This is a genomic window from Hansschlegelia zhihuaiae (assembly GCF_004103825.1).
GTDB classification, from domain to species: Bacteria; Pseudomonadota; Alphaproteobacteria; order Rhizobiales; family Methylopilaceae; genus Methylopila; species Methylopila zhihuaiae.
On record NZ_RYFI01000007.1, the window covers coordinates 114,987 to 138,168 of the forward strand.

At 68.3% G+C, this 23,182-nt stretch carries 22 protein-coding genes and 1 pseudogene; 17 read left to right on the forward strand and 6 right to left on the reverse strand.

What is annotated here, in order from left to right; genetic code table 11:
- Position 1 precedes the first annotated feature (1 nt).
- Both EK403_RS09015 and EK403_RS09020 read left to right on the forward strand, forming a co-directional pair.
- Positions 2 to 613 (forward strand): response regulator transcription factor, encoded by a 612-nt coding sequence (locus EK403_RS09015; RefSeq protein ID WP_245479601.1) that lies wholly within the window; start codon positions 2 to 4, stop codon positions 611 to 613.
- 156 nt (positions 614 to 769) lie between these two features.
- Positions 770 to 2,053, forward strand: coding sequence for a S8/S53 family peptidase (locus EK403_RS09020; RefSeq protein WP_128777163.1), 1,284 nt, complete (start codon positions 770 to 772; stop codon positions 2,051 to 2,053).
- A gap of 310 nt (positions 2,054 to 2,363) precedes the next feature.
- Here the strand turns inward: EK403_RS09020 and EK403_RS09025 are convergent, their stop codons facing one another.
- Both EK403_RS09025 and EK403_RS09030 read right to left on the reverse strand, forming a co-directional pair.
- A complete protein-coding gene (locus EK403_RS09025) occupies positions 2,364 to 3,611 on the reverse strand; it encodes an alpha/beta hydrolase (protein WP_128777164.1) in 1,248 nt (415 codons plus the stop codon).
- A gap of 102 nt (positions 3,612 to 3,713) precedes the next feature.
- Entirely contained in the window at positions 3,714 to 4,457 is a 744-nt protein-coding gene (locus EK403_RS09030; protein ID WP_164919550.1) for a hypothetical protein, read from the reverse strand.
- Between the two features lie 754 nt (positions 4,458 to 5,211).
- On the opposite strand from EK403_RS09030, the pseudogene EK403_RS09035 reads away from it, so the two are divergent.
- The 11 genes and pseudogenes from EK403_RS09035 to EK403_RS09085 form a co-directional block, all read left to right on the forward strand.
- A pseudogene (locus tag EK403_RS09035) lies at positions 5,212 to 5,448 on the forward strand (haloacid dehalogenase-like hydrolase); the annotation flags it as partial.
- Positions 5,445 to 6,398: a formylglycine-generating enzyme family protein gene (locus EK403_RS09040; protein WP_164919551.1), complete on the forward strand. Its 954-nt coding sequence runs from the start codon at positions 5,445 to 5,447 to the stop codon at positions 6,396 to 6,398. The pseudogene EK403_RS09035 and the gene EK403_RS09040, both read left to right, overlap by 4 nt.
- Positions 6,399 to 6,434: 36 nt before the next feature.
- Positions 6,435 to 7,433, forward strand: a complete 999-nt coding sequence (locus EK403_RS09045) for an Lnb N-terminal periplasmic domain-containing protein (protein ID WP_128777167.1) — start codon at positions 6,435 to 6,437, stop codon at positions 7,431 to 7,433.
- 385 nt (positions 7,434 to 7,818) lie between these two features.
- Positions 7,819 to 8,790 carry a CobW family GTP-binding protein gene (locus EK403_RS09050; protein WP_128777168.1) on the forward strand — a complete coding sequence of 324 codons (972 nt, stop codon included), beginning with the start codon at positions 7,819 to 7,821 and terminating at the stop codon, positions 8,788 to 8,790.
- Between the two features lie 26 nt (positions 8,791 to 8,816).
- Positions 8,817 to 9,317, forward strand: coding sequence for a DUF1097 domain-containing protein (locus EK403_RS09055; RefSeq protein WP_128777169.1), 501 nt, complete (start codon positions 8,817 to 8,819; stop codon positions 9,315 to 9,317).
- 28 nt (positions 9,318 to 9,345) lie between these two features.
- Positions 9,346 to 10,095 (forward strand): nitrile hydratase subunit beta, encoded by a 750-nt coding sequence (nthB, locus tag EK403_RS09060; protein WP_128777170.1) that lies wholly within the window; start codon positions 9,346 to 9,348, stop codon positions 10,093 to 10,095.
- A gap of 15 nt (positions 10,096 to 10,110) precedes the next feature.
- Entirely contained in the window at positions 10,111 to 10,728 is a 618-nt protein-coding gene (gene nthA, locus EK403_RS09065; RefSeq protein ID WP_128777171.1) for a nitrile hydratase subunit alpha, read from the forward strand.
- Between the two features lie 15 nt (positions 10,729 to 10,743).
- The gene (locus EK403_RS09070) at positions 10,744 to 11,124 is read left to right on the forward strand and encodes a nitrile hydratase accessory protein (protein ID WP_128777172.1); all 381 of its coding nucleotides are present in this window, start codon (positions 10,744 to 10,746) and stop codon (positions 11,122 to 11,124) included.
- Complete coding sequence (locus EK403_RS09075) at positions 11,121 to 11,306, forward strand: CbtB domain-containing protein (protein ID WP_128777173.1); 186 nt, start codon at positions 11,121 to 11,123, stop codon at positions 11,304 to 11,306. Before EK403_RS09070 ends, EK403_RS09075 begins: the two co-directional genes overlap by 4 nt.
- Before the next feature lie 13 nt (positions 11,307 to 11,319).
- Positions 11,320 to 12,063: a CbtA family protein gene (locus EK403_RS09080; protein WP_128777174.1), complete on the forward strand. Its 744-nt coding sequence runs from the start codon at positions 11,320 to 11,322 to the stop codon at positions 12,061 to 12,063.
- 66 nt (positions 12,064 to 12,129) lie between these two features.
- Complete coding sequence (locus EK403_RS09085; protein ID WP_128777175.1) at positions 12,130 to 13,152, forward strand: GlxA family transcriptional regulator; 1,023 nt, start codon at positions 12,130 to 12,132, stop codon at positions 13,150 to 13,152.
- A gap of 51 nt (positions 13,153 to 13,203) precedes the next feature.
- Here EK403_RS09085 and EK403_RS09090 read toward each other — a convergent pair whose 3' ends face one another.
- The 4 genes from EK403_RS09090 to EK403_RS09105 all read right to left on the reverse strand — a co-directional run bounded on the left by EK403_RS09090 (position 13,204) and on the right by EK403_RS09105 (position 18,116).
- Complete coding sequence (locus tag EK403_RS09090) at positions 13,204 to 15,033, reverse strand: sugar-transfer associated ATP-grasp domain-containing protein (RefSeq protein ID WP_128777176.1); 1,830 nt, start codon at positions 15,031 to 15,033, stop codon at positions 13,204 to 13,206.
- 103 nt (positions 15,034 to 15,136) lie between these two features.
- Positions 15,137 to 15,832, reverse strand: a complete 696-nt coding sequence (locus tag EK403_RS09095) for a response regulator transcription factor (protein ID WP_128777177.1) — start codon at positions 15,830 to 15,832, stop codon at positions 15,137 to 15,139.
- Entirely contained in the window at positions 15,829 to 17,400 is a 1,572-nt protein-coding gene (locus tag EK403_RS09100; protein WP_164919552.1) for a sensor histidine kinase, read from the reverse strand. The genes EK403_RS09095 and EK403_RS09100 overlap by 4 nt, the downstream gene beginning before the upstream one ends.
- Before the next feature lie 152 nt (positions 17,401 to 17,552).
- Positions 17,553 to 18,116 (reverse strand): hypothetical protein, encoded by a 564-nt coding sequence (locus tag EK403_RS09105; RefSeq protein WP_128777179.1) that lies wholly within the window; start codon positions 18,114 to 18,116, stop codon positions 17,553 to 17,555.
- Between the two features lie 331 nt (positions 18,117 to 18,447).
- Here EK403_RS09105 and EK403_RS22320 point away from each other — a divergent pair, with 331 nt between their 5' ends.
- From EK403_RS22320 to EK403_RS09120, 4 genes are all read left to right on the forward strand, one after another.
- Entirely contained in the window at positions 18,448 to 18,603 is a 156-nt protein-coding gene (locus EK403_RS22320) for a hypothetical protein (RefSeq protein ID WP_164919553.1), read from the forward strand.
- 126 nt (positions 18,604 to 18,729) lie between these two features.
- Entirely contained in the window at positions 18,730 to 19,677 is a 948-nt protein-coding gene (locus tag EK403_RS09110; RefSeq protein WP_128777180.1) for a hypothetical protein, read from the forward strand.
- Between the two features lies 1 nt (position 19,678).
- Positions 19,679 to 21,016: an HlyD family secretion protein gene (locus EK403_RS09115; RefSeq protein WP_128777181.1), complete on the forward strand. Its 1,338-nt coding sequence runs from the start codon at positions 19,679 to 19,681 to the stop codon at positions 21,014 to 21,016.
- Positions 21,017 to 21,060: 44 nt separating this feature from the next.
- Positions 21,061 to 23,175: a peptidase domain-containing ABC transporter gene (locus EK403_RS09120; protein WP_128777182.1), complete on the forward strand. Its 2,115-nt coding sequence runs from the start codon at positions 21,061 to 21,063 to the stop codon at positions 23,173 to 23,175.
- Positions 23,176 to 23,182 lie beyond the last annotated feature (7 nt).

A 23,182-nucleotide genomic window follows, 5' to 3' on the forward strand; every position in this document is an offset into this window, starting at 1 on the left:
GATCGACGACCACCCGATCGTGCTCGAAGGCTGCCGCCGGGTTCTCCTCGACGCCGGTTTCGACGAGGTGCTCGAGGCCGCCGCGCCGCTCGAGGGATTCCGGCTCTACCGGAGGGCGAGGCCCAGCCTCGTGATCGTCGATCTCGCGATCCGCGGGTCGGGGCTCGCCGGTCTGTCGCTCATCCGGCGCCTACGCCTCAACGACGAGCGGACGCCGATCCTCGTCTTCTCGATGCACAGCGACCCGGTGATCGCCCGGCGCGCGCTGAAGGCCGGCGCCACCGGTTTTCTCGCCAAGGACACCGGGCCGAAGACGCTGCTTGAAGCTGTCGAGAAGGTCCGGCGGAACCAGCCCTACATCGCGCACGACATGGCGGTGCAGGTCGCGCTTCTCGGCTCGCGCGGCCGCGCCGAGCAGGCGGACCTGACCTCCCGCGAGCTGCAGACCCTCTCCCTGCTCGGCGAGGGCCGCTCCTATTCGCAGATCGCCGACGCGCTTGGCGTCAGTTACAAGACCGTCGCCAACACCTGCTCGAACCTCAAGGAGAAGCTGAACGCCGGCAGCCTACAGGATCTGGTGCGGCTCGCAGTGATCCATCAGGTCTCGCAGTGACGCAGATCTATACGGGATCGGAGCCGCATTGAATCTTATTATTAGATTTTTGCTGGGAATTGGATCTTCATTATTATTCTCTAACATTAGTATTGCATAAGAACGGGCCGTCGCGCAGGATCGCCCTAGTCTCCTCTTCGAAAGGAGCGTGAGGGCATGAGGCTGCCGCCGCGCCGCACGGTCATCGGTCTCGTCCTCGCGGCTGGTCTGGGATTGGTCGCCCTCGGCGGCCTTTTCGCGGGCCAGGCGCACGAGCCGGACCGATTCCGCGCGAGCCGCTTCTCGACCCCCGAGGCCGAACGCGCCGCGCAGTCGGCTTGCGCATCGACCGCGCCCTTCGTGGTGGTCGACACCTTCGCCTTGTTCAAGCCTGCGAATATCGACGACGTCCCGCAGGCGCCATCCGACAATCGCGAGCAGCCGCTTCTCCACGGCGACGTGGTGGCGGCGATCGCCGAGGCCTCCCATCCCGGCACGATCGCCTACCAGACGGACCCGATCTTCAACGTGCGCAGCCTCGCGGCGGATTTCCGGCGGCTCGCGCGCGACATCGAGAGCGGGCGCATCGCGAGGCCCGCCGCGGTGGTGTCCTCGATCGTGCTGCCGGTCGATCTGCGACAGATCAACGCCCGCTTCGACCGGGCGGAGCCCTTCGAGCAGTCCGGCGTCGCGGCGCGCAAACGCGAGCTGCTCGACCTGCTGAGCGAGGGTCACGACCCCCGCAATCCCTATTCCGAGATCGACGCCCAGCTGGCGCGGCTCAGAAAGGCGGGCGTCCCGGTCTTCGTCGCGGCGGGCAACACAGGGCCGGACCAAATTGTCAACGCGCTCGCGCTCAGCGAAGGCGTCTACGCGGTCGGCGCCCTCGATCGCGACGGCGGCGCGACGCCCTACACCAGCGCGCCCGGCCTCGTCTCGGTCTGGAGCCCGGGCTTCGTCGTGCTGACCGAGGCGCCGGGGGGCCTCAGCGTGAGCGGGGGAAGGGGCGTCGAGCTGAAGGGCGCCGACCTTCCCGAGCAGCGCGCCGTCATCGCCCGGTTCGGGGGCAAGCGCGCTGTCGACGTGGTGCTCGAGACGCCCGCTGAGCTGCGGTACCTCAACCTCCGCGGCCCCTCCCGCCAGCGCAACCGCTACCTCGCCAGGACCCTCGAGCACGGCCTCTACCGCACCGACGACCTGATGGCGGCCTATGGCTATTCCGAGAGCTCGGGCACGTTCGCGCGCGCCGTGGCCGACGGCCCCTATATGCATTTCCCGTCCGATACGATCTTTCGCGCGACGGTCGACGGAACGCTCGTCTTCGACCCGATCGGCGACCGCTCGGAGGGGCAGCTGCAGGTCGCCGACGCGACCTCCTTCGCCGCGCCCAACATCTGCGCCTCGCAGCTTTTCGCGAGCCGCGTGACCTCGCCGATCGGTCAAGGGCTGCGGCCCGACTGAGCCGGCGGGAGCTTGGCCGGCGGCCGAGGAGTCCGGCGCCTCCTCCAGCGGTCAAATCGTCCTCGAGCGGCCGGCCGGCGTCGATCTCGACGATCCGGATGTTGGCGCGCCGGGCATGGGGGTGGAGCGGGTCGTCGGGCCAGAACGAGCGCAAGCTCGCCACGGCGTCGGCGGACGCAGCCGCCTCGCGCATCGCCTCGGCGCCGCGGCCCGACAGGAAGGAGGCAAGTCGGGTCGCCGGCGGTTTCGCCGGTTGCACGGCCGCGACCTCGACCCCGGAGGCCGCAGCGCGGCTTCCCGGGGCGTGCGCTCACCTGCCGGTCGCGGAAGCGGCGGCTTCGCCGGCGTTCTGGCTGATCTGTCTGACCTGCCGGCCATAGCTGCGCCGGGTGGCTGGATCGACTATCGCGACGGGCGCCGTCGCCACGGCCGCCACCGTGGAGCCGACGGCCGCAGCGGCCCCCACCGTCGCTCCGGCGATCCGCTCGCCGAGCGTGAGATCGGCGTCGGACACCTGCTGGCCGGCGATCAGGCGCGAGCCGATCAGCTTCACGACCTCGGGGCTTTCGGCGAACTTGCCGTGGTTCAGACTATCGCCCGCCTCCACCTTGCTGAGGTCGATCGCCACGATCTCGGCGGCCGCGAGCTTCGATTTGTAGGGTTCGGCGTCGGGGTCAATCGACCCGAGCCGGTCGATCCCGCCGGCCACACGGCGCGAAATCGCCAAAGCGCGGTCGTCGCGGGACACCAGCACGGTGATCCGCGGCCGCGGCTCCGGAATCGCGAGGAAGTCGCTCCGGAACACGTCGACGTCGAGGTCGGGCGCCGCCATGATAACGTTTCGGATCTTCGGATAGATCGAGCCGCGGCGGATCGCCATCTGCCGGAGCGCCTCGATCAGCACCCAATTGCCCATCGAATGCGCCATCACCGTCACCTCGCCGACGTTCGGGTTGGTCGCGGCGTTGGTCATCAGCGTCTCGAGCGCGTCGCGCGACATCGTCCCGCTCTCGCGGTCATAGAGGTAGTCGAACACGCTCCCGCCCGAGGGCCAGGTGAACAGGATCGGGGCGGCGTCGGTCCCGGAGTCGTGGGCGATCTGCGCGAAGCGATAAGCGGCCGCCTCGAAGGTGTTGTTGAAGCCGTGGACGAAGATCAGCACGTTCCGCTTCGGGCCGGCGACCGTGCGGAACCACGTCATGACGCCGGCCTTGTCCATGTCCTTGGCCTTCAGCGTCACGAAATCGGTCGCGGGATCCGCGGGCAGGCTTTTCGGCCATTGCACCGTCCCGACCTTGCGGGCCTGCGCGGGAGGGATCGAGACCACGAGGTTGAAGAGGGAGCGGTCCATGGCCCGCGCGCCGCTGTAGATCTCGCCCGTCGGCGTCTCGGTGCGCTCGCGGGTCGTCACCACGAGCATGTCGATCTTGCTCGCGCCGGGCGGCGGCGCGCTCGACGGAGTCGGCACGAGGACGTTCTCCGCTCGCCCGCCGCATCCGCACAAAGCGAGGGCGAGCGTGCCCGCAAGCGCGATGCGAGCCGGTCCGTGAACTGTCATGACGTCCCCCGACGCCGGCCACCGCCGCGGGCATCTTAGGATCGGAGAGCGGCGCTCAGGAAGTCATAACCGTAACCGCGCGGAGAACGCAGCCGACCGTGTTCACCGCGCCACGGTGAGCGACCTCTCGACGATTCGGCGAGCCAGGCCGTCGATCATCTCCGCCGAAGGGTGACCCTCGTCGGCGTGGTCCGAAGACTCGGACCAGCCGACGCGTCGGTTCCGAAGGTCCGAGAGACGCCAGTCATAGCGTTTCACGCCCTCGAGCGCGTGCACGGTCACTTCGACGGCGTAGACCGAACGGGACGCCGCCAGAAGCGGCTTGAGCGCCTTTTCCGGAGTCTTTCGGTCGACGGGCGACATCAAAAAGACTTCGCATCCCGCCGCCGACAGACGCTGCAGGACCGCAGAAACCAGAAGCTCGCCTCGCGACGTCGCGCAGCGGTCCTTTCGATCGGAGTGATGGGTGATCACGAACGCAGGCAGGCTGGGACTGGCTCGCGCGTCGGAGGTCGACAGCGACGCGGCCTGTTCCGCGTCGGATAGGGGCGCGGCGCGCGCCCACTCGAATTTGGGGATGTAGCTGCCCGGCGGGATGGTGATCTGGACGACGTCTCCGACCCCCGAAGATCGGTAGTATGTCGCCAGAGCCATCCTTATCCGGGTCGCCTCGATGCGGACAATAGGATCGAGCGCCGGATCGAAGTCGTCGCCGCGCCCGAAGACGTCGACGCCAATCGGATAAGCCTTGATACGATCTTGTCTGCCTTCGAGGGTCTCGGTGACGACAAACGCAAGAAACCGGCGATTTCGCGCGGAGAGTTTAAATTCACTGTCTTGCAGCAATTTATCGAGCTCGCACCTGATCAAATCAGGCGGCGGTCCATTTGGCGCGAAGGTCGAGCCCCGCAGACCCATGGTTCGACCCTATATCAAAACGACACAGTATCCACGTAACGCTTGACCAACAATGCCTGCCGAAGGTATCCGCAGACTCGGATGCTTCTAAAGATATACCTTTTCATGCAAAACGGAACTCATACTTGCGTCGGTGAAGGCCGGTTGGGCAAGATTGCTGACCCGATCATCTCAAGCATCTTAAATTCGGTCGCGACAATCAAAGTCTTGTACCTCTTCGACAATGCCTTCGGCCGCCGGGCTGCGGGTCTTGGCCAAGTGGTCGACTCCTCTGAACGCGAGCTCGTAGGCCTCGCACAATTCGCGAAACTGCAGATCGCGGCCAAAATAGACGGCCCGGTAGTTCTTGCGCCTTGTTTTTTTCGGCTCAGAGGTCGCCTTACGTCCGCTATCGCGGAGCGACGGGCCCACGGCGGCTTCACGAGCCCGCGACGATCAGAACGCCGTCCCTGCCTTGGTCTTCGCAAAGATGGTCGTCTCGCGGGCGCAGACGCGCCGCCGGCCTCGCTGAAGCAGCGTTGCCGTTACTGCTCAGCACCCCGGGAACCGCTCATGCCAGCTCATGCGGAGCGCGACTGAAAGGGCGCGCGGATCTCGAGCAACTCATGAAGACCGCTGAACGCCAGCCAATAACGACAAGACGCTCAAGGCGCATCTCGACGGATTTGACCTGACGAGCTGCAATTCCGACGGCGACCAGCAGATGCTGGAATATGACGCCGGCGGCGACGGCCCGCGAATCGCGCTGATCGTCCATCACACGGATGCCGAGCCCGAATGGGCCTATGATCGCCAGTCCCATGTGGGCAAGCTCGACAAGGCGCTGGACGAGACGGCGAAGAGAGGCTGGATCGTGATCGACATGAAGGTGGACTGGAAGGCCGCCTTTCCGGACGGCAAATGGGAGTTTCGGGTATGACGGCGCTCGACGCAGAGCTGCCGACGGATACGACCGGCATGGTCCGCATCCCCGGCGGCGCGTTCCGGATGGGGTCCGACCGGCACTACCCCGAGGAGGCGCCGGCCCGCCGCGTCAAGGTCGACGGCTTCTGGATCGACGAGGCGCCGGTCACCAACCGCCAGTTCCGCGCCTTCGCGGAGGCGACCGGCCACGTCACCTTCGCCGAGATCCCTCCCGATCCGAAGGACTATCCCGGCGCGCTGCCGCATATGCTGCAGCCGGGCTCGCTGGTGTTCAGCCCCCCGGCGCGCGTGGCGAGTCTGCGGGACTGGTCGCAGTGGTGGACGTTCAAGTTCAAGGCGAACTGGCGCAGGCCTTACGGCCCCGGCAGCTCGATCAAGGGGCTCGACGACCACCCCGTCGTGCATGTCGCCTATTCGGACGCCGAGGCCTACGCGGCCTGGGTCGGCAAGGCGTTGGCGACCGAAGCCGAGTGGGAGTTCGCGGCCCGCGGCGGCCTGGACGATGCCGAATTCGCCTGGGGCGACGAGTTCACGCCGGCCGGCCGGCACATGGCGAACACCTGGCAGGGCGCGTTCCCGCAAGAGAACACCAAGGAGGACGGCTGGGCCCGCACCTCGCCGGTCGGCGCCTATCCGCCGAACGGCTACGGCCTCTACGACATGATCGGCAATGTCTGGGAGTGGACGGCCGACTTCTGGTCGACGCGCCACCCCGCCGACGCCCCGAAGGCCTGCTGCGTGCCGCAGAACCCGAGGGGCGGCCCCGAGGCCGCGAGCTACGATCCCGCGCAGCCGGCGATCCGCATCCCCCGCAAAGTCCTGAAAGGCGGATCGCATCTCTGCGCGCCGAACTATTGCCGCCGCTACCGCCCGGCGGCGCGGCACGCCGAACCGATCGACACATCGACCAGCCATGTCGGCTTCCGCTGCGTGTCGAGGGGCTGACGGCGAACGCGACTGGCTTTCAGACCGGGACACGATTTGGCGCGCTTTCTGAAGATCCTGCTCGGCGTCGGCGCGCTCTTCGCAATCATCGTCGCGACGGCGTGGGCGTCGTTGGCCCTCTGGCACAGGGCGCCGGAGACTTTCTGGCTCAATGGAGCGGCTTCCGCGGCGTTCGCGATCCTCGGCGTCGCCACCGCCGCGGCATGGTTCGGCGCCAAGCGCCGCGGCGCGCTACTCCTCTTCGGCCTGGGCTTCGCGGCCGTGTCGCTTTGGTGGGGCGCCATCCGCCCACCCGCCATCGCCGACTGGGCGCCGGACGTCGCGCGCCAGGTGACGGGATCGGTCGAGGGCGACATCCTCACGCTCGAGAGCGTGCGGAACTTCGACTGGCGGCGCGACGACGATTTCACCGAACGGTGGGAGACACGGAGCTACGACCTCAGCAAGCTGCGAACGCTCGACCTCTTCATGTCCTACTGGGCGGGCCCCGAAATGGCCCACACGATCGTCAGCTTCGGCTTCGAGGGCGGCGAGCGCCTCGCCTGGTCTGTCGAGGTGCGGCGCCGGCGGGGCGGCGCGTTCTCGCCCGTCGCCGATCTGTTCAAGAGCAACGCGCTCGTCATCGTCGCCGCGGACGAGCGGGATGTGGTGCGCGTGCGGTCGAACGTGCGGGGCGAGGATGTCCAGATTTACCGTCTCCGAACGCCGCCGGACCAGACGCGCGCCATCCTGCTGGAATATGTGTCGGACGCCAATGCGCTTGCGGCGCGACCCAAATTCTACAACTCGCTGACCACGAACTGCACGACCACCGTCGTGAAGATGGCGCGCGCCGCCGGCGGCGCGCTGCCCTTCGACTGGCGCCTGATCGTGAACGGCTACCTGCCGGACTATCTCTATGAGCAAGGGGCGCTGGACGTCCGGCTGCCGCTCGCGCGGGTGCGGGAGCTCGCGCATATCGCAGACCGCGCGCGGTCTGCGAACGCCTCTCCCGAATTCTCAGAGCTGATCCGCGTCGGGGCGCCGTCGCCGTGACATGATCGGCGATGTCCGGGAATGGATGGCCGACGTCTGGTCGACGCACTCCTACGACCCGAAGGCCTGCCGCGTACCGGGGACTGGGCGACCGCGACGCCTCGTCCGAGATCGGCAGGGGCGTCGAATTCTCTAAGATCGCCTAGAAATGAGGCACGCTGCATAAATCGGCGTTCTTGGCCGTTTGAAGGCGTCATTTGGCCGAAATAGTCGGAACAAGCCTGTTGCGCGTTGCCGCTTGTTGCAGTGCAATCATCTTGCTTTCGTCGAGGGGCACATAGTCCCGGCGAAGCAGAAGTGATCAGATAGCTAGATTATACGTCCATGCAGGCAAGTTGCCTCAACTCAGCCGGGCGGTCGCTTGGCGGAAGACGGAGACGCGCGCGTGTCGAAGAAGAACGTGACGATCATCACGGGATTTCTCGGAGCGGGCAAGACGACTTTGCTCAACAACATCCTCGAGCAGGGCGGGGACGAGAAGATCGCGGTCGTCATCAACGAGTATGGCGAAGTCGGGATCGACGGGCAGCTCGTCGTTGAGACAGCCGACACGATCGTCGAGCTCAACAATGGCTGCATCTGCTGCACCGTCCGCGGAGACCTGGTCGCGGCGATTGGCGAACTCGTCTCGAGCGGCCGTCCGATCGACCGACTGATCGTCGAGACGTCCGGCCTGGCCGACCCGGCTCCGGTCATCCAGTCCTTCGTCCTGGACGACGTGCTCAAGTCGCATGTGCGGCTCGACGCGATCGTCACCGTCGTGGACGCCCGGCATTTCCGCGGCCAGGTCGCCAAGGACGAGGCGCGCGAACAGGTCGCCTTCGCCGACGTGCTTCTGATCAACAAGACCGATCTCGAGGACGCCGCCTCCCTCGACGCGACCGAGCGCGAGATCCGCCGGCTGAACCCGCTCGCCGCGATCCACCGCATCCGCGACGGCGCAGCGTCGCGCGCCGCGGTGCTCGACATCGGCGCCTTCGACCTCAAGAACCTGCTCGCGATCGAGCCCGACCTGCTCGGGGACCATGCGCATGAGCATGCGGACGACATCGCCTGCGTCGCTCTCACGATCGCGGAGCCCCTGTCGCCCGACCTCTTCAACCGCTGGTTCGCGAGGTTCCAGCAGGCGCGCGGCCGCGACCTTCTGCGGATGAAGGGCGTCCTGAGCTTCGAGGGCGAGAACCGCCGATACGTCTTCCATGGCGTCCACATGACCGCCGACGGCCGACCGGGGCGCCCCTGGGGCGCGGGCGAAATCCGCGTGAGCCAGATCGTCTTCATCGGCCGACATCTCGACGCGGCGGAGATCGGGGACGGCGTCGCCGCCTGCCGGTCGCTCCCCGCCCAGGCGGCCTGACCCTCACCCCTTCCGGAGACCAGCCGATGTCGCCTCTCGTCGCCGCAATGATCAGCCTCGGTGTTCTGGGCGCGATCGACACCTACATCACCGCGACCATCCTGCCCGTGCCGGTCTGGGTGACCTTCATCGCCTGGGCGTCGTTCTTCGCCTGCGGCGGCGGGTCCGACGGCTTCGTCAAGTCGGTCGCGCGGAACTGGACCGGCGTCGCGATCGCCTCGCTGACCCTGCTCGTCATCGCGATCGGCCCGAGCCATCCGATCTTCGCCGCCATCTGCGTCGGGCTCGGCACCTCGGCGATGGTCGCGGCCTCGGCGATCCCGCTGCTCGCCTTCCCGCCCGCGATCGTCTTCGGCTTCGCCTCGACGGTCGGAACCAGCGCGGCGACTGGCAAGACGATCCTGACCGGAGACATCAGCCACCCGACGATCGTCGCCGCGGTCGCGATGCTGGTCGGCGCGGGCTTCGGCTACCTCTCCGAGATCGGCACCAACATGCTGACCGCCAAGAAGCCGGCCGCGGCCTGAGCCCACCTTTCGAACGGAGCGACCAGAGATGAAGCTTCAGCACACGCTCGGCGGGCTCGAGGGCCTCGGCCCCGTCTGGACCGAAACCCGCGTCTTCGTGGAGGAGTGGGAGAAGGGCATCTTCGGGATCCACACCGCCATGATGGCGCTGAGCCCGCAGCTGCCGCTGCCCGAGACCTCGAGCGTCTTCAAGACGGTCTGGACATGGGCGGACCTGCGCAAGGGCGCGGAGTCGATGAACCCCTTCGACTACTTCAAGTACCGCTACTACGAGAAATGGCTCGGCGGGATCTCAGGCTATTTCGTCGCCAACGGCTACATCACGGCGGACGAGCTCGAAGCCAAGACCGCCGAATACCTCACCGATCCGGATAAGCCGCTGCCGGAGGGCGGCGCGCCCGAGATCGACGCGCGAATCGTGCAGTATCTCGTCGACGGCGACTCGCCGAAGCGGGACGTCGATCCGAAGCCCGCATTCGCCGTCGGCGACACGGTGCTGATCAAGAACGTCCCGACCGTCGAGCACACCCGCCTGCCGGGCTTCCTGCGCAACAAGACGGGCGTCGTCACGGAAGTCTATCCTGGCGCCTATGTCTACCTCACGGACACCGGGGCGGACGGCATCGGCGACGCGATCGAGAAGGCGATGCCGGTCTATTGCGTGAAGTTCGACCCCGCCGACCTCTGGCCTGGCAACGCCGAGAGCAATTTTAGCCTCTACGCCGATCTCTACGCCGCTTATGTCGCCGAGCCGGTCCCGGCTGCGGCCGCCGCCTGACGGGGAGCGCAACCGATGTCCGACCGCTTTTTCTACGACGCCGACCGCGAGAAGAAGAACGCGGCGCGCGCCAAGGCGCTGCAGGCTCTGCTCATCGAGAAGGGCGTCATCACCTCGAAGACCGTCGACACGGTGCTCGGCTATTTCGAGACCAAAATGGGTCCGTTCAACGGCGCGAAGGCGGTGGCGAAGGCCTGGGTCGACCCGGCCTACAGGGAGCGTCTGGTCGCCGACACGCCGGCCGCGATCGCGGAGCTCGACTTCCCTGAGGGCATGGCGGGCGCCGAGGGCGAGCACATGAAGGCCGTCGCCAATGGCGACGGCGTCCACAACCTCATCATCTGCACGCTCTGCTCCTGCTATCCGTGGCCGGTGCTGGGCCTGCCGCCCTACTGGTACAAGGACCCGACCTTCCGGAGCCGCGCTGCGCGCGAGCCCCGCGCGGTGCTGAAGGAGTTCGGCCTCGACGTGCCCGCCGACGTCGAGATCAAGGTCTGGGACTCCTCCGCCCAGATCCGCTGGTTCGTCGTGCCCGAGCGCCCGGAGGGCACCGAGGGCATGAGCGAGGAGCAACTAGCCGCGCTCGTCACGCCCGAATCCATGATGGGCGTCGCGGTCGCGAAAGCCGCCTGAGCCGGATGATCCAGCATGCTCATCAATTACGAGCAGTTCGCCGTCACCTCGATGATGGGCGCGGGCGACTCTCCGCCCCGCGCCAATGGCGGGCTGTGCTTCTCCGAGGAGTGGGAGCGCACGGCGTTCGGGGTCGCGCTCGCCCTCGCCCGCGAGGGCCTCTTCGAGTGGGAGGATTTCCGCCAGCAGCTGATCGCCTCGATCGACGGCTGGGAGAAGTCTCACGCGCTCGATGACGCGAGCTGGTCCTATTACGAGCGCTGGCTCGCCGCGCTCGAGGAGGCCGTGATCGACAGCGGGCTTTCGACCCGCGAGGAAATCGAAGCCAGGGTCGCCGGAGAAGGTTCGGACACGAGCCCGGCGGCCACATCAACCCAAACAGGAGCCCCGCAATGACGGGAACCACCGGGACTTTCGGTCAGGCCGCGGGGCGCGTCGACCAGTCGGCCCTCCCCGCGGCCTTCGCGGCCTTCACGCTCGGCGCGCTGATCATCTTCGCGGTCGGCTTCGCCGGCCCGCAGATGATCCACAACGCCGCCCACGACACCCGTCACGCCACGGGCTTCCCCTGCCACTGAACCCGAGATCGCCATGTTGAACCGGATCCTCGCCTGCGGGCTCTCGGCCGGGCTGCTTGTCGGCCTCTTCGCGGCCGCGCTGCAGCTGACCTTCGTGAGCCCGCTGATCCTGAAGGCCGAGGTCTATGAGGAGGCGGCCTCCGCGGCCCACGCCTCGGCCCCGGCGCATGAGCACGCGGCCGGCGCCGTCGACCATGACCACGGCGAGGGCTGGGCGCCCGAAAACGGAGCCGAGCGGGCGGCCTTTACGACGCTCGCCACAGTCGCCTCGACGATCGGCTTCGCGCTGATGCTCGTCGCGGCCGCCGCTCTCTCGCCCGCGGGCCTCACGGTCCGGACCGGCGTGGCGTTCGGGCTCGCAGGCTTCGCCGCGACGGGGCTCGCGCCGAGCCTCGGCCTTGCGCCGGAGCTGCCCGGCTCGGCGGCGGGCGACCTCCTGCTGCGACAAGGCTGGTGGATCGCGACGGCCATCGCCACCGCCGCGGGGATCGCGCTGCTGGCCTATGGCCGCCCTGCCCTGAAGGCGCTCGGCGTCGCGCTCATGGCCGCGCCTCATCTGATCGGCGCGCCTGTGGCCGGCGCCCCGTCCAGCACCGCCCCGGCAGAGCTTTCGGCGGCTTTCGCCGCGCAGGCGATCGTCGTCCAGGCCATCGTCTGGACGACCCTTGGGGCGGCCTGCGGCTATGTCTGGTCACGGCAGGAGCGCTCGCGGACGGCGGCGCGCTCCAAGGCGCCGAAATCGGCGCTCGCCGCCTGACCCTTGTTGGCCGGAGTCTTGCGTCTCCGGCTGCGTCGGCCAACGGCCACCCCTCGAGTGTGAACCATGCGCATCGTGATTCTCGCGCCGCCCGGGGTTCAGTCGCTGGACGTCGTCGGTCCGGCGGAGGTCTTCTGGGAAGCCGCGCGCCGACTCGGACGGCCGGACGCCTATGAGGTGAAGGTCATGGGCGCGACCGATGCGCCGATCGCCGGCACCGGGAGCCTGCGTTTCCTTCCGGACTGCACGATCGACGACCCGGACGAGCCGATCGACACCCTGCTGGTCGGCGGCGATCCCTCCTTCCAGGACATCGACCCGAAGGTGGTCGCCTGGATCCGCCGCCGCGCGCCCACGATCCGCCGCTACGGTTCGGTCTGCACCGGCGTGTTCCTGCTCGCCGCGGCCGACCTGCTCGACGGACGGCGCGTCACCACCCATTGGGAATGCGCCGAGAAGCTGGCGCGCGACTACCCGAAGGTGATCGTCGACAGCGACCAGATCTTCATCCAGGACGGCGCGCTCTGCACCACGGCCGGCGTCACCGCCGGCATGGACCTCGCGCTTGCGCTCGTCGAGGAGGATTACGGCCGCGACCTCGCGCTGATCGTCGCGCGCTATATGGTGATGTTCCTGAAGCGTCCCGGCGGGCAGTCGCAGTTCTCGGCCCATCTCGCGGCCCAGATGTCGGGCAAGAGCCCGATCCAGCAGGCGCAGGAATATGCGCTCGCCCATCTCGGCTCGCCGCTTTCGGTGGAGGTTCTCGCGCATGAAGCCGGCATGAGCGTGCGCAACTTCGCGAGGGTGTTCCGCAAAGAGATGGAGATGACGCCGGCCGACTTCGTCGAGGCCGCTCGGCTCGACGAAGCGCGACGCATGCTTCAGGACACGCCGGCGCCGCTCCAGCGCATCGCCGACGCCTGCGGATTCGGCAATGTGGACGTCATGCGCCGCGCCTTCATCCGCAATATCGGCGTGAGCCCGCTCGATTATCGTCGACGGTTCCGGTCGGCCTGGCCAGACGGCCAAGGCGCGCGTAGGCCCGGCGCGAGAAAGCCCGCTGGCGAGGAGCTTCAAATTCCCGTCTGATGGGCGGCGGATGGCGCGAAGACTTGCCGCAGATCGAAGACTTTCCGCAGATCAATACGTCGTTCGGCGGCCGTCGAGCGTGAAGCGCTCGAGCTGCTCCGCCAGCAGGGCGTCGAGGCGGCGATCCATCGTCGGGCCAAGCGGCGAGCGGCCGAGCGGCGTGCCGTAGCATCGCTGCAGGAAGTCGAAATCGATCCTTAGATCGCCGTGAAGGATGACGGCGCCGCGAGGCGTCAGGACGATATCCCAGCAAATGATCGCCCAGCCGCCGAAGGCGGCATGGGCCCGCGCCGCGAGAGCGCAGATCTCCGGCCAGTGCTTCAGGCGCACCCCCCGGACCGCGACGCCGGTCACGGGGTGGTCGTCGCAGCGCTCCACGCTCGGCGCATCGCCGTAAAGGGCGCCCAGCGCGCCGGTCTCGAGATCGATCGCCGCGCCCCAGACCTGTTCGCGGGACCTGGCCCAATCAGCCGCCGCGCTCGACCGGACGCGCGCCAGCCCATGAGTCACGCGAGGCGCGCCCGTCGCGTCGTCGAGGCAGGTGACGGCGCGGAAGACGACCTGCGACTCGTCCGAGAGGAACGCGACGCTCTCGTGGTTCCTCAAACCGGGCTGGATCAACATGTCTCCGGGCGCCGAGGCGAGCCGCATGAGGATGTCATCGAAACCCAGCGTCTCGCCGAACGGGCCTCGATAGACGAAGGGTTCGATCCGCCTGAAGCGCCGGGCCGTCCGGGCGCCTCCGCGGCGATCCTGCACCACGAGGTCGCGGTCGAACGCCGCGTGATCGCGGGAAGAGGTCACGACGCCGCGCGCGACGGTCGCGTAGACCGGCGCTGCCGGCAACTCCGCGGCTTCGCAGAGCCGACCAAAGAGCAGCCTGTCGTTCAGCTCGTCGACGGGAAGAGGACATGAAGCCTGGCGACGGATTCCGGCCGCCAGGCCGCCATTCGTCTCGGCGTTCGTCATGAACTCATCGACGGCGGCCCGCCTGCTCACATGGAACAGGCCAAGGGCGTAATAGCTCTGCGGGCTGACTCCCTTTGCGCCGAGGCGCACGAGATCCACGACCTGCCTCAGGACGTTGGGTCCCCCGGACATCTGGACACTGGGAGCGAGGCTCAGGACCCGCCAGAACAGCATCGCGCCTCGCGCGATCCCACGGGTCAAGGCGCCCCTAAGCGGGGTCTGGGTCGGTCGCCGACCGGCTTGCAGAAGACCGAAATCGCGGATGACCGCCCGCGCCTTCCTGCCGATCGAGGCGGCGGGGAACTGGTAATTCTTGAGCGGACCGAATTCGGCGAGCAGCAGGGCGCAGATATAGGCGAGGACCGCGCTCAGCTCGCCCATGTCGTTCAGATATTCCAGCCATTCCGTGGATTGCGAGTAGTCCGGCCAGGCGACCGAAATCCAGCCGACCGTCTGGGCGGCCAGTTGGATTGCGAAGCCGATCCACAGGATCGCCACCACCGAGCGCCGCGGCGCGAAAACGCGCCCGCCGCGGAAGATCAAATAGGCCGCGAGCAGCCAGACGGCGATCGACAGGCCCATCTCGGCCGGGCCATGGGCCACATCGAGGAACGTCTCGCCGAGGCTCCCTTCGATCGCGAGCAGAGCCATTCCGACCGCACACGAGGCCCAGGCGCGCCGCAGCCGCGGAGTCGCCCGATAGGCCCGAAGCTGGATGATCGTCCAGGCCAGGCCCATCGTCGCCACAACGTTGCTGCTGAGCTCGATCGGCGCGAAGCTGCGATAGGCCGGGATGCCGCTTGACGTCTGGATCAGCCAGACGGCCATGAGGACGAACAGGCCGCCGATCATCAGCCGCTTCGGCGAGGAGAAGAGCGGGTGGAGCGCCTCTTGGGCCTTCGTCTGAGCCATCGCCGCCGGCCTCCATGTGCCGCGCCCCGCGGGGGAGCTTGGACAGGTCGTAGCGTTTTGTGGAGGCCGCAACAATGTGCGCGCGGTCGATCCCTGGGCCGGGTCAGTGGTCGTCCGCCGAGATCGTATAGCCGAAACCGCGCACGGTCCGGATCAGCGGGCGCTTCTCGCCGTCGTCGACCTTGCGGCGCAGGAAGCGGATATGGACCTCGAGCACCTTGGTGCCGGGGTCGAAGGACAGCTTCCAGACTTCCGAGAGCAGCTCTTCGCGGCCGACCACGGCGCCGGGCGATTTCATCAGATGCTCGAGCAGGGCGTATTCCCTGGGCGTGAGCGGAATGCGGCGCTTTCCCCTGATCGCCACCCTTGCGGACGGGTCGAGCCTGAGATCCCCGACCTGCAGCATGCCGTCCCCGCCGGGCCGCGGAACCGCGAGGGGGCGGCGCAGCAGCGCCTCGATCCGCGCCAGCGCCTCGCCCAGCGCGAAGGGCTTGGTGAGATAGTCATCGGCGCCGCCCTTCAGCCCGTCGATCTTGTCCTGGAGCGTGTCCCGCGCCGTCAGCATCAGCACGAGGCTCGCGCAGCCGCGGGCGCGCAGCTCCCTGCAGACCTCGACGCCGTCGAGGCCCGGCATCATGCGGTCGAGCACGATCAGCGCGAAGCTCCGCGCCCCTGCGATCTCGAGCGCCTGCGCGCCGTTGTTCGCGACCTCGACCTGATAGCCTTCAGCCTCGAGCCCTCTCTTCAGCACCGAGCGCAGCCGGTGGTCGTCCTCGACGACGAGCAGCCGCGCGCTCATGCGGCGAGGGGCAGCGACACCCGGACCTCGGTGCCCTGCCCCGGCGTGCTGGACAGCGTGATGTCGCCGTCATGCTTCTCGACGATCCAGCGCGCGATCGGCAGGCCGAGACCGTTGCCCACGACGCCCTCCATCGCGGTCGAGCCGCGATAGAAGCGGTCGAAGACAAAGGGGGCCTCGTCGACCGGTATGCCGGGCCCGCGGTCGCGGACCATGATCTCGACCCTGCCCGCCTCCACGGGCCGCACCTCGACCGTGATCTCGCTGCCCTCCTCGGCGTAGCGCGCCGAATTGTCGAGCATGACGAGCAAGGCCTGCTTCAGCCGGCGCGGGTCGGCGCGCACGACCGGAGCCGGCTTCGGACAGCGATAGACGATGCGGATGCTGCGGCTCTGGGACAGCACGGACGCGTCCTGCACCGCCTGGTCGACCGCCCCGTCAAGGCTGACGCTGCGGAACTCGAAGCGGATCTCGTCGGCGTCCGAACGGGCGAGGAACAGCAGGTCGTCGACGAGATCGCTCATCGACGCCGCATGCGCGACCACGCTCTCGAGCGCGGAGCGATAGACGCCTTCGGGCCGCGAGGGTCCCCTGAGCGCGAGCTCCGCCTCGGCCCGCAGCACGGTGAGCGGCGTCTTCAGCTCATGGCTGATGTCGCCGAAGAAGCGCACCCGCTGCCGGTCGAGCTCGGTCAGCTGCCGGTTCGCGCTCGCGATCTCCTGGGTCCGTTCCGCGACCTGCCGCTCGAGCGTGTCGCGGGTGGCCGTCAGGTCTCGGCGGTGGGCCTCCAGCCGCGTGGACATGGCGTTGAAGCGCTGGGCCAGCACGCCGAACTCGTCGGGCCTGTCATAGACGACCCGGTGCGCGAGGTCGCCCTGCTCCACGGCGCGGGTGCCCTCGACGAGCGCGTCCATCGGCTTGCGCAGCGAACGGGCGAACAGCACGCCGGCCGCGACGATGACGGCGAGCAGCGCCGTGAGCGCCGCAAGGAAGCCGTAGAGCAGCGTCCGCGAGACGCCCTGCGCCAGTGTGTCGGCCTCGACCACGTCCTCGCGCTCGTCCGCCACGGCGGCGTCGATCAGCGATTCGAGCTCCTTGTCGTAGCGGTTCTCGATCTCGGTGCGGAACAGCGAGATCGCCTCCTCACGGCGGCCCTGCTGATCGAGCAGAAGGATGCGTTCGACCGTGCGGTCGATCGCGCGGACGAGCTGGCGCATACGGTCGAGCCGTCCCGCCTCCTCCCGCTCCTCGGCTTCGTTCGCCGGGTCCCGGAAGAAGTCGTCTTCCTGCTCGATCGAGCGGCGCAGCGCGTCGAACTGCGCGAGCATCTTGCGCCGCGAATCCTCGAATTCGAGCCTCTCCGGCTCGCCCACCAGCAGCAGCTCGGCGATTTGCTCGGAGAAGCGGTTCGCCCTCAGCGCAAGCTCGGTCATGGCGTCGACCTGCCGGCGCGAGATCTGGACCCGCTCGATGTAGTGGTTCGCGCCGCGCAGGCTGACGATGGCGGTCGCGGCGATCGCGACCACGGCGATCACCAGGACGATCTGGAAGACGCGGATGCGTCCCATGATGCTCATCGTCGTTCGAAAGCCCCGTCGCCAACGGCCCTGCGGTCCGATCTATTCCATCGACCCGTGAGACGCCAACAGCGCCGAAAGCCCCGTCGTGCGACGGGGCTCTCCTGCTCATTCCGGGTCTGGCGCGATACGGGCGCGGCAGGTCAGAGCCTGCGGCACTGATCCTCCTTGTTGCCGCCCACGACATTGTTGCCGCCGGTCGGCGCCGGGCTGTTCTCCTTGCACTGGAGGTTGCCGTCGATCGTGTTGCGGCGGATCGTGATCTCGCCCGAATTCTTCACGACCTGGACGCTGCCCCCGACCTTGTTGCGAGCGATGTTGAGGACGCCGTCATTGTCGTCGTACTGGATGTCGGCCTCGACCCGGCTGTCGGCGACCGTCGCGCCGCCGCCCTGCTTGATCTGCACAGACCCGCCGACGCGGGAGCCGTCCCGCACTTTGACGCTCTTGTGGTTCTCGGCCTGAACGTTGCCGATCACCACGACGTCCTCGGCGACCAGCGTGGCGTTGGCCTCGACCTTCACCGTGCCCTTCACGCGCGTGCCGGTCAGCGTGCATTTCGCGTTCTGGGGCACGCGCACATTGTCGAGCGTGACCGCGCCGATCTCGCCGCGGCAGACCCGCTCCTCGGCGAAGGCCGACACGGGCAGGAGACATGCGACGCCGGCGGCTGCGAGCGTGAGCCGCGTGAATGACGACCGCTTCATCTGAGTAGTCCTTCCTGATGGCGGCCGGCTCGAAGCCCCAACGCCGACCGATGGCAGACGAATTATCTCGCCCGGGAGCCAATGATCAACGAACGCCCATCAGCAATATTCCCGATTTAACCTCTTTTTAAACTGCCAGTAAATTCCTGAACCGAGGCTGTTTTAAACTGAATTTAAACTTGGCTTTTGTTCACGTGACCGTGAATTTCTAGGGCTACATGTTCCCGGAATAGGTCCTGTTGCCTATCGTTTGTCGCACGGGGCTGATGGCGGCGAGACGATGCTTCGATCGGCTTCCCCGCCACGAACCACAAGCGAAAGGAACGCCAAGATGCGCGATCTCACCACCGAAGAACTCGGCCACGTCTATGGCGCTGGCGGCGACGGACGCCGTGGCGGCGGCAACAAGAAGCGCAACCGGAGCCGCTCGCGCTCCCGGCGCAGCCGTCGGTCCCGCCGCAGCCGGCGCAGCCGCACCCGCGACTAAGCCCCGCGGAAGCGAAGGGACGGATTAGGGCCCGGGCCCTGTCCGTCCCCTCGCGCGCCGTCGTCGCGCCGCGCCTCGCGCCCGGCGGGCGGCGGCGGTCTTTCCTCCGGCGATGCGAGACGCAGCATGAACGACGCTCCCGATCCGACCCTTTTCGCGCCGGCCCTCGGCGGGCTGGAATTGCGGGCGCGCCTGCTCGGCCAGCCGCATCTCGAGGACTACATCACATTCGTCCAGACCAGGACGGTCGGCGGCGAACGCGCCGACGTCAGGGCGCTCGCCGACGAGTGGCGCGAGGCGAACGACCATTATTACGAGCTCGAGCGGACCGAAGCCGGGATCGCCGACGACATCGAGCGGCTCGACGTCGAGCCCGAGCTTGCGCCGCTCATCGCGGAGCTCCAGGCCCAGCCTCGCTTCTCCCCGGCCCACGACCCGCTGCCGAGCCGGTTCGAGCTGGTCGAGGCCCACCGCCCCGTGGTGTCCCAGCAATCGGTCTCGCTGAACTTCGTCGAGACGCTGAAGAGCGGGCTCGGCCTCGCCCCGAGCCCCGAGCGGCTGTTCCGTTTCTGCCAGCCGATCGAGCCGCCCCAGGCGCCGGTCCGGGCGCAGCGTCTCGACGACAATCATTTCCTGTTCTCGTCCGACTCCTCAGACTTCCGCGCCCATGACGCGACGCTGCTGAGGCCCGCGCAGATTCTGGAGCTCGCGGCCGCCGATCCGATGAGCGCGATCGTCGCCGTGCCGGTCGGGTTCGGGTCGAACGTGCTGCACGCGATCGAGACCGACGACCGGCTGATCCTGCAGAACGGCTACCATCGCGCCTATGCGCTGCGCGACCTCGGGATCACCCACGCCTATTGCGCGGTCCAGACGGTGACGCGCCGCGACGAGCTAAAGCTGGTAGCGGGCGAGCCTGTCATCGAGGCGCCGGAGTTCTACTGCCGCGCCAAGCGCCCGCCGCTGCTCAAGGACTTCTTCGATCCGAAGATCCGCAAGGTGCTGAACGTCCGCCGCATGAGCCGGATGATCGAGGTCAAGCTCGAGGTCCGCGAATACCAGGTGGTGGAGTGACATGGACGCGGCCGTCGCCCGGCGGGCGGAGCGCGCGACGGACGAGCCTCCGGCTCCCGCACCCGCTCAGACGAGCCTGTTCCGCCACGAGGTGATGGAGGAGCAGCAGACCCAGTGGCTCGGCACGGTGCTGGTCGCGCCTAATCTCTCGGCGACGCTGTTCGCGCTGTTCGCCGCCGCCGCGGTCGCGAGCGTGCTCGCGCTCCTTGTCCTCGGCCAGTTCACCCAGAAGGCGCGCATCTCGGGCTGGCTCGTCCCCGAACTCGGCGCCATGCGGATCTTCGCGCCGCAGCCCGGCCGGGTCGCCAAGCTCCACGTCCGCGAGGGCGACCGCGTCGCCAAGGGCGCGCCGCTCGTGCGGATCTCGAGCGAGCTCGAGACGGAGGCCCTCGGCCGGACGCGCCACGCCGCCGTCCAGCAGCTCGCGCTGAGGCGCGACAGCCTCGCGGCGGAGCGCGAACGTCAGGGCCGCCTGTCCGCGCTGCAGGAGCGGGAATCCGCCGAGCGGATCGCGGCGCTCAAGGCCGAGCGCGAGAATCTCGCGCGCGAGATCGAGCTCCAGACGCAGCGCCTGAGGCTCGCCGAGCAGGCGAGCGAGCGGCAGCTCGGTCTCCGCGCCAAGGGGATCACGACCGAACGCAACCTGGAGGACGCCGAGGTCGAGCGGCTGCGCCAGTCGGCCGAGTTGCACGAGCTCGAACGCGACGCCCTGATCAACGAACGCGACCGGCTCGCGCTCGAGGCGAGGCTTCGCGAACTGCCGCTCCAGCGCGACGCCAAGCTCGGCGAGATCGACCGCAGCGTGGCGACGCTTTCGCAGGAGATCGCCGAGGCCGAGGCGCAGCGCGAGATCGTCGTCACCGCGCCGCAGGACGGCGTCGTGACGCATGTCCGCTCGTCGCTCGGCGGCGATGTCCGCGCCGACGCGCCGCTGCTTTCGATCATGCCGGAGGGCTCGAAGCTCACCGCCGAGCTCTTCACCTCGAGCCGCGCCATCGGCTTCGTGCGGTCGGGCCAGGAGGTGCTGCTGCGCTACCAAGCCTACCCGTACCAGAAGTTCGGCTCATACCGCGGGACCGTCGCCCAGATCTCGCGCTCGGCCGTGAGTCCGTCGGAGCTGTCGCCCCAGCTCGCGGGCCTCACCAGCCTGTTCGCCGCCGACGAGCCCGTCTACCGCATCGAGGTGACGCCCGAGCGCCAGTCCGCGACGGCCTACGGCGTCCCCGCGCCGCTGCAGGCCGGTATGCAGCTCGAGGCCGACATCCTGATCGAGCGCCGGCGGCTCTACGAGTGGATGCTCGACCCGCTGTTCACGCTGACCGGACGGCGGAGCGCGTGAACCCCGCCAAACGCCTCAATTTCGGTGTCCGCCGGCGGCTCCCGATGGAGCTGCAGACGGAAGCCGCGGAATGCGGCCTCGTCTCCATCGCCATGGTCGCGAGCTATTTCGGCCACCAGGTCGGCGCGACCGAGCTCCGGCGGCGCTTCGGCCTGTCGCTCACCGGCGCGAGCCTCAAGGAGCTGGTCCGCATCGCCGACGAGATCGGGCTCGCGTCGCGGCCGGTCCGGCTCGACATGCACGAGCTCGGCCTCCTCCGGACGCCCTGCATCCTGCATTGGGACCTCAACCATTTCGTCGTGCTGAAGAGCGTCGGCCGCAACGATGTGACGCTGCACGACCCGGCGGTCGGGCTCCGCCGCATGTCCCTGGCCGAGGCCTCGCGCCACTTCACCGGCGTCGCGCTGGAGCTGACGCCGACCGGCGGCTTCGAGACGGCAGCGCCGCCGCCGCGGGTGAAGATCCGCGCGCTGCTCGGCCGGCTGCAGGGCGTCGGGCGGTCGCTGACGCAGCTTCTGGCGCTCGCGCTCGCGCTCGAGGCGTTCGCGCTTCTCGCTCCCCTGTTCATGGTCTGGGTGATCGACGACGCGCTGGTGACGGCCGACCGCGACCTGCTCACCACCCTGGTGCTCGCCTTCGGGCTGCTGCTCGTCCTGCAGACCGCAGTCTCGGCGATGCGCGACTGGGTGATCCTGACGCTCGGCGCCTCGCTGAAGGTGCAGGCCAGGACCAACCTGTTCTCGCACCTCATCAATCTGCCGCCGAACTATTTCGAGACGCGCTATGTTGCCGACGTCATGTCGCGCTTCGGCTCGCAGGAGACCATCCTGCAGGCGATCACCACCGACCTCGTGGTCGGAGTGCTCGACGGGCTGATGTGCGCGGTGACCCTCGCTTTGATGTTCGTGTTCGCCCCGACGCTGACCCTCGTCGTGGTGGCGGGCGCGGCGCTCTACGTCGCGCTACGCTGGGCGCTCTACGGGCCGCTTAGGCAGGCGCAGTCCGAGGCGATCATCTGGGCCGCGCGCCGCGACGGCCACTTCCTTGAGACCCTGCGCGGCATCGGGGCCATAAAACTGTTCAACGGCTACGAGGACCGCCGCGCGCACTGGCTGAACCTTCTGGTCGAGACCATCAACCGGCAGCTCACCACCCAGAAGCTCGAACTGCTGTTCAAGACCGCGAACCTGTCCCTGCTCGGAGCGCTCGCGCTCGCCGTGGTCTGGCTCGGCGCGCTCAACGTGCTCGAAGGCGCTTTCACGGTCGGCATGCTGGTCGCGTTCATCGCCTACAAGGACATCTTCGTCCGACGGATCTCGGACCTCACCGACACCGTGGTCGAACTGAAGATGCTGCGGCTTCACGCCGAGCGCCTCGCCGACATCGCGCTCGCGAGGCCAGAAGCGCGCGACCGGCTGATCGGCGAGCCCGCGCCCGCCCGGCGCCCGCTCGTGATCGAGGCCAGGGGCGTCTCGTTCCGCTACAGCGTCAACGACCGCTGGGTGCTGAAGGATATCGGCTTCCGCGTCGAGGCCGGCGACTGGGTCGCGATCGCGGGGCCGTCCGGCTGCGGCAAGACCACCCTGCTCAAGATCCTCGCCGGCCTGCTGGAGCCGACCGACGGGACCATCCTGGTCGACGGCGAGCCCCTCAAGAGCCTGGGCCCCGACCGCTATCGCACGATGCTCGGCGTCGTCATGCAGGACGACCAGCTGTTCGCCGGCTCGATCGCCGACAACATCTCGTTCTTCGCGAGCCGGCCCGACTTCGGCCGCGTCCAGCGCTGCGCCAGGATGGCGGCGGTCCATGATGAGATCGCCGCGATGCCGATGGGCTACGGCACGCTGACCGGCGACATGGGCGCGGCGCTCTCGGGCGGCCAGAAGCAGCGCGTGCTGATCGCCCGCGCGCTCTATCGCGAGCCGAGCGTGCTGCTGATGGACGAGGCGACGAGCCATCTCGACGTCGAGCGGGAGCGGGCGGTCAACGCCGCCATGCGCGAGACCAAAGCGACCCGCATCGTGGTGGCGCACCGGCCCGAGACGATCGACGCCTCGGACCGCGTGATCACGCTGAGAGACGGCCGCGTCGTCTTGGATGAGCGCGAGCGGCGAGGCGGCAGACGGCCGGAGGGGATCAAGGCGCCCGCTTCCGCGTGATGTTCGA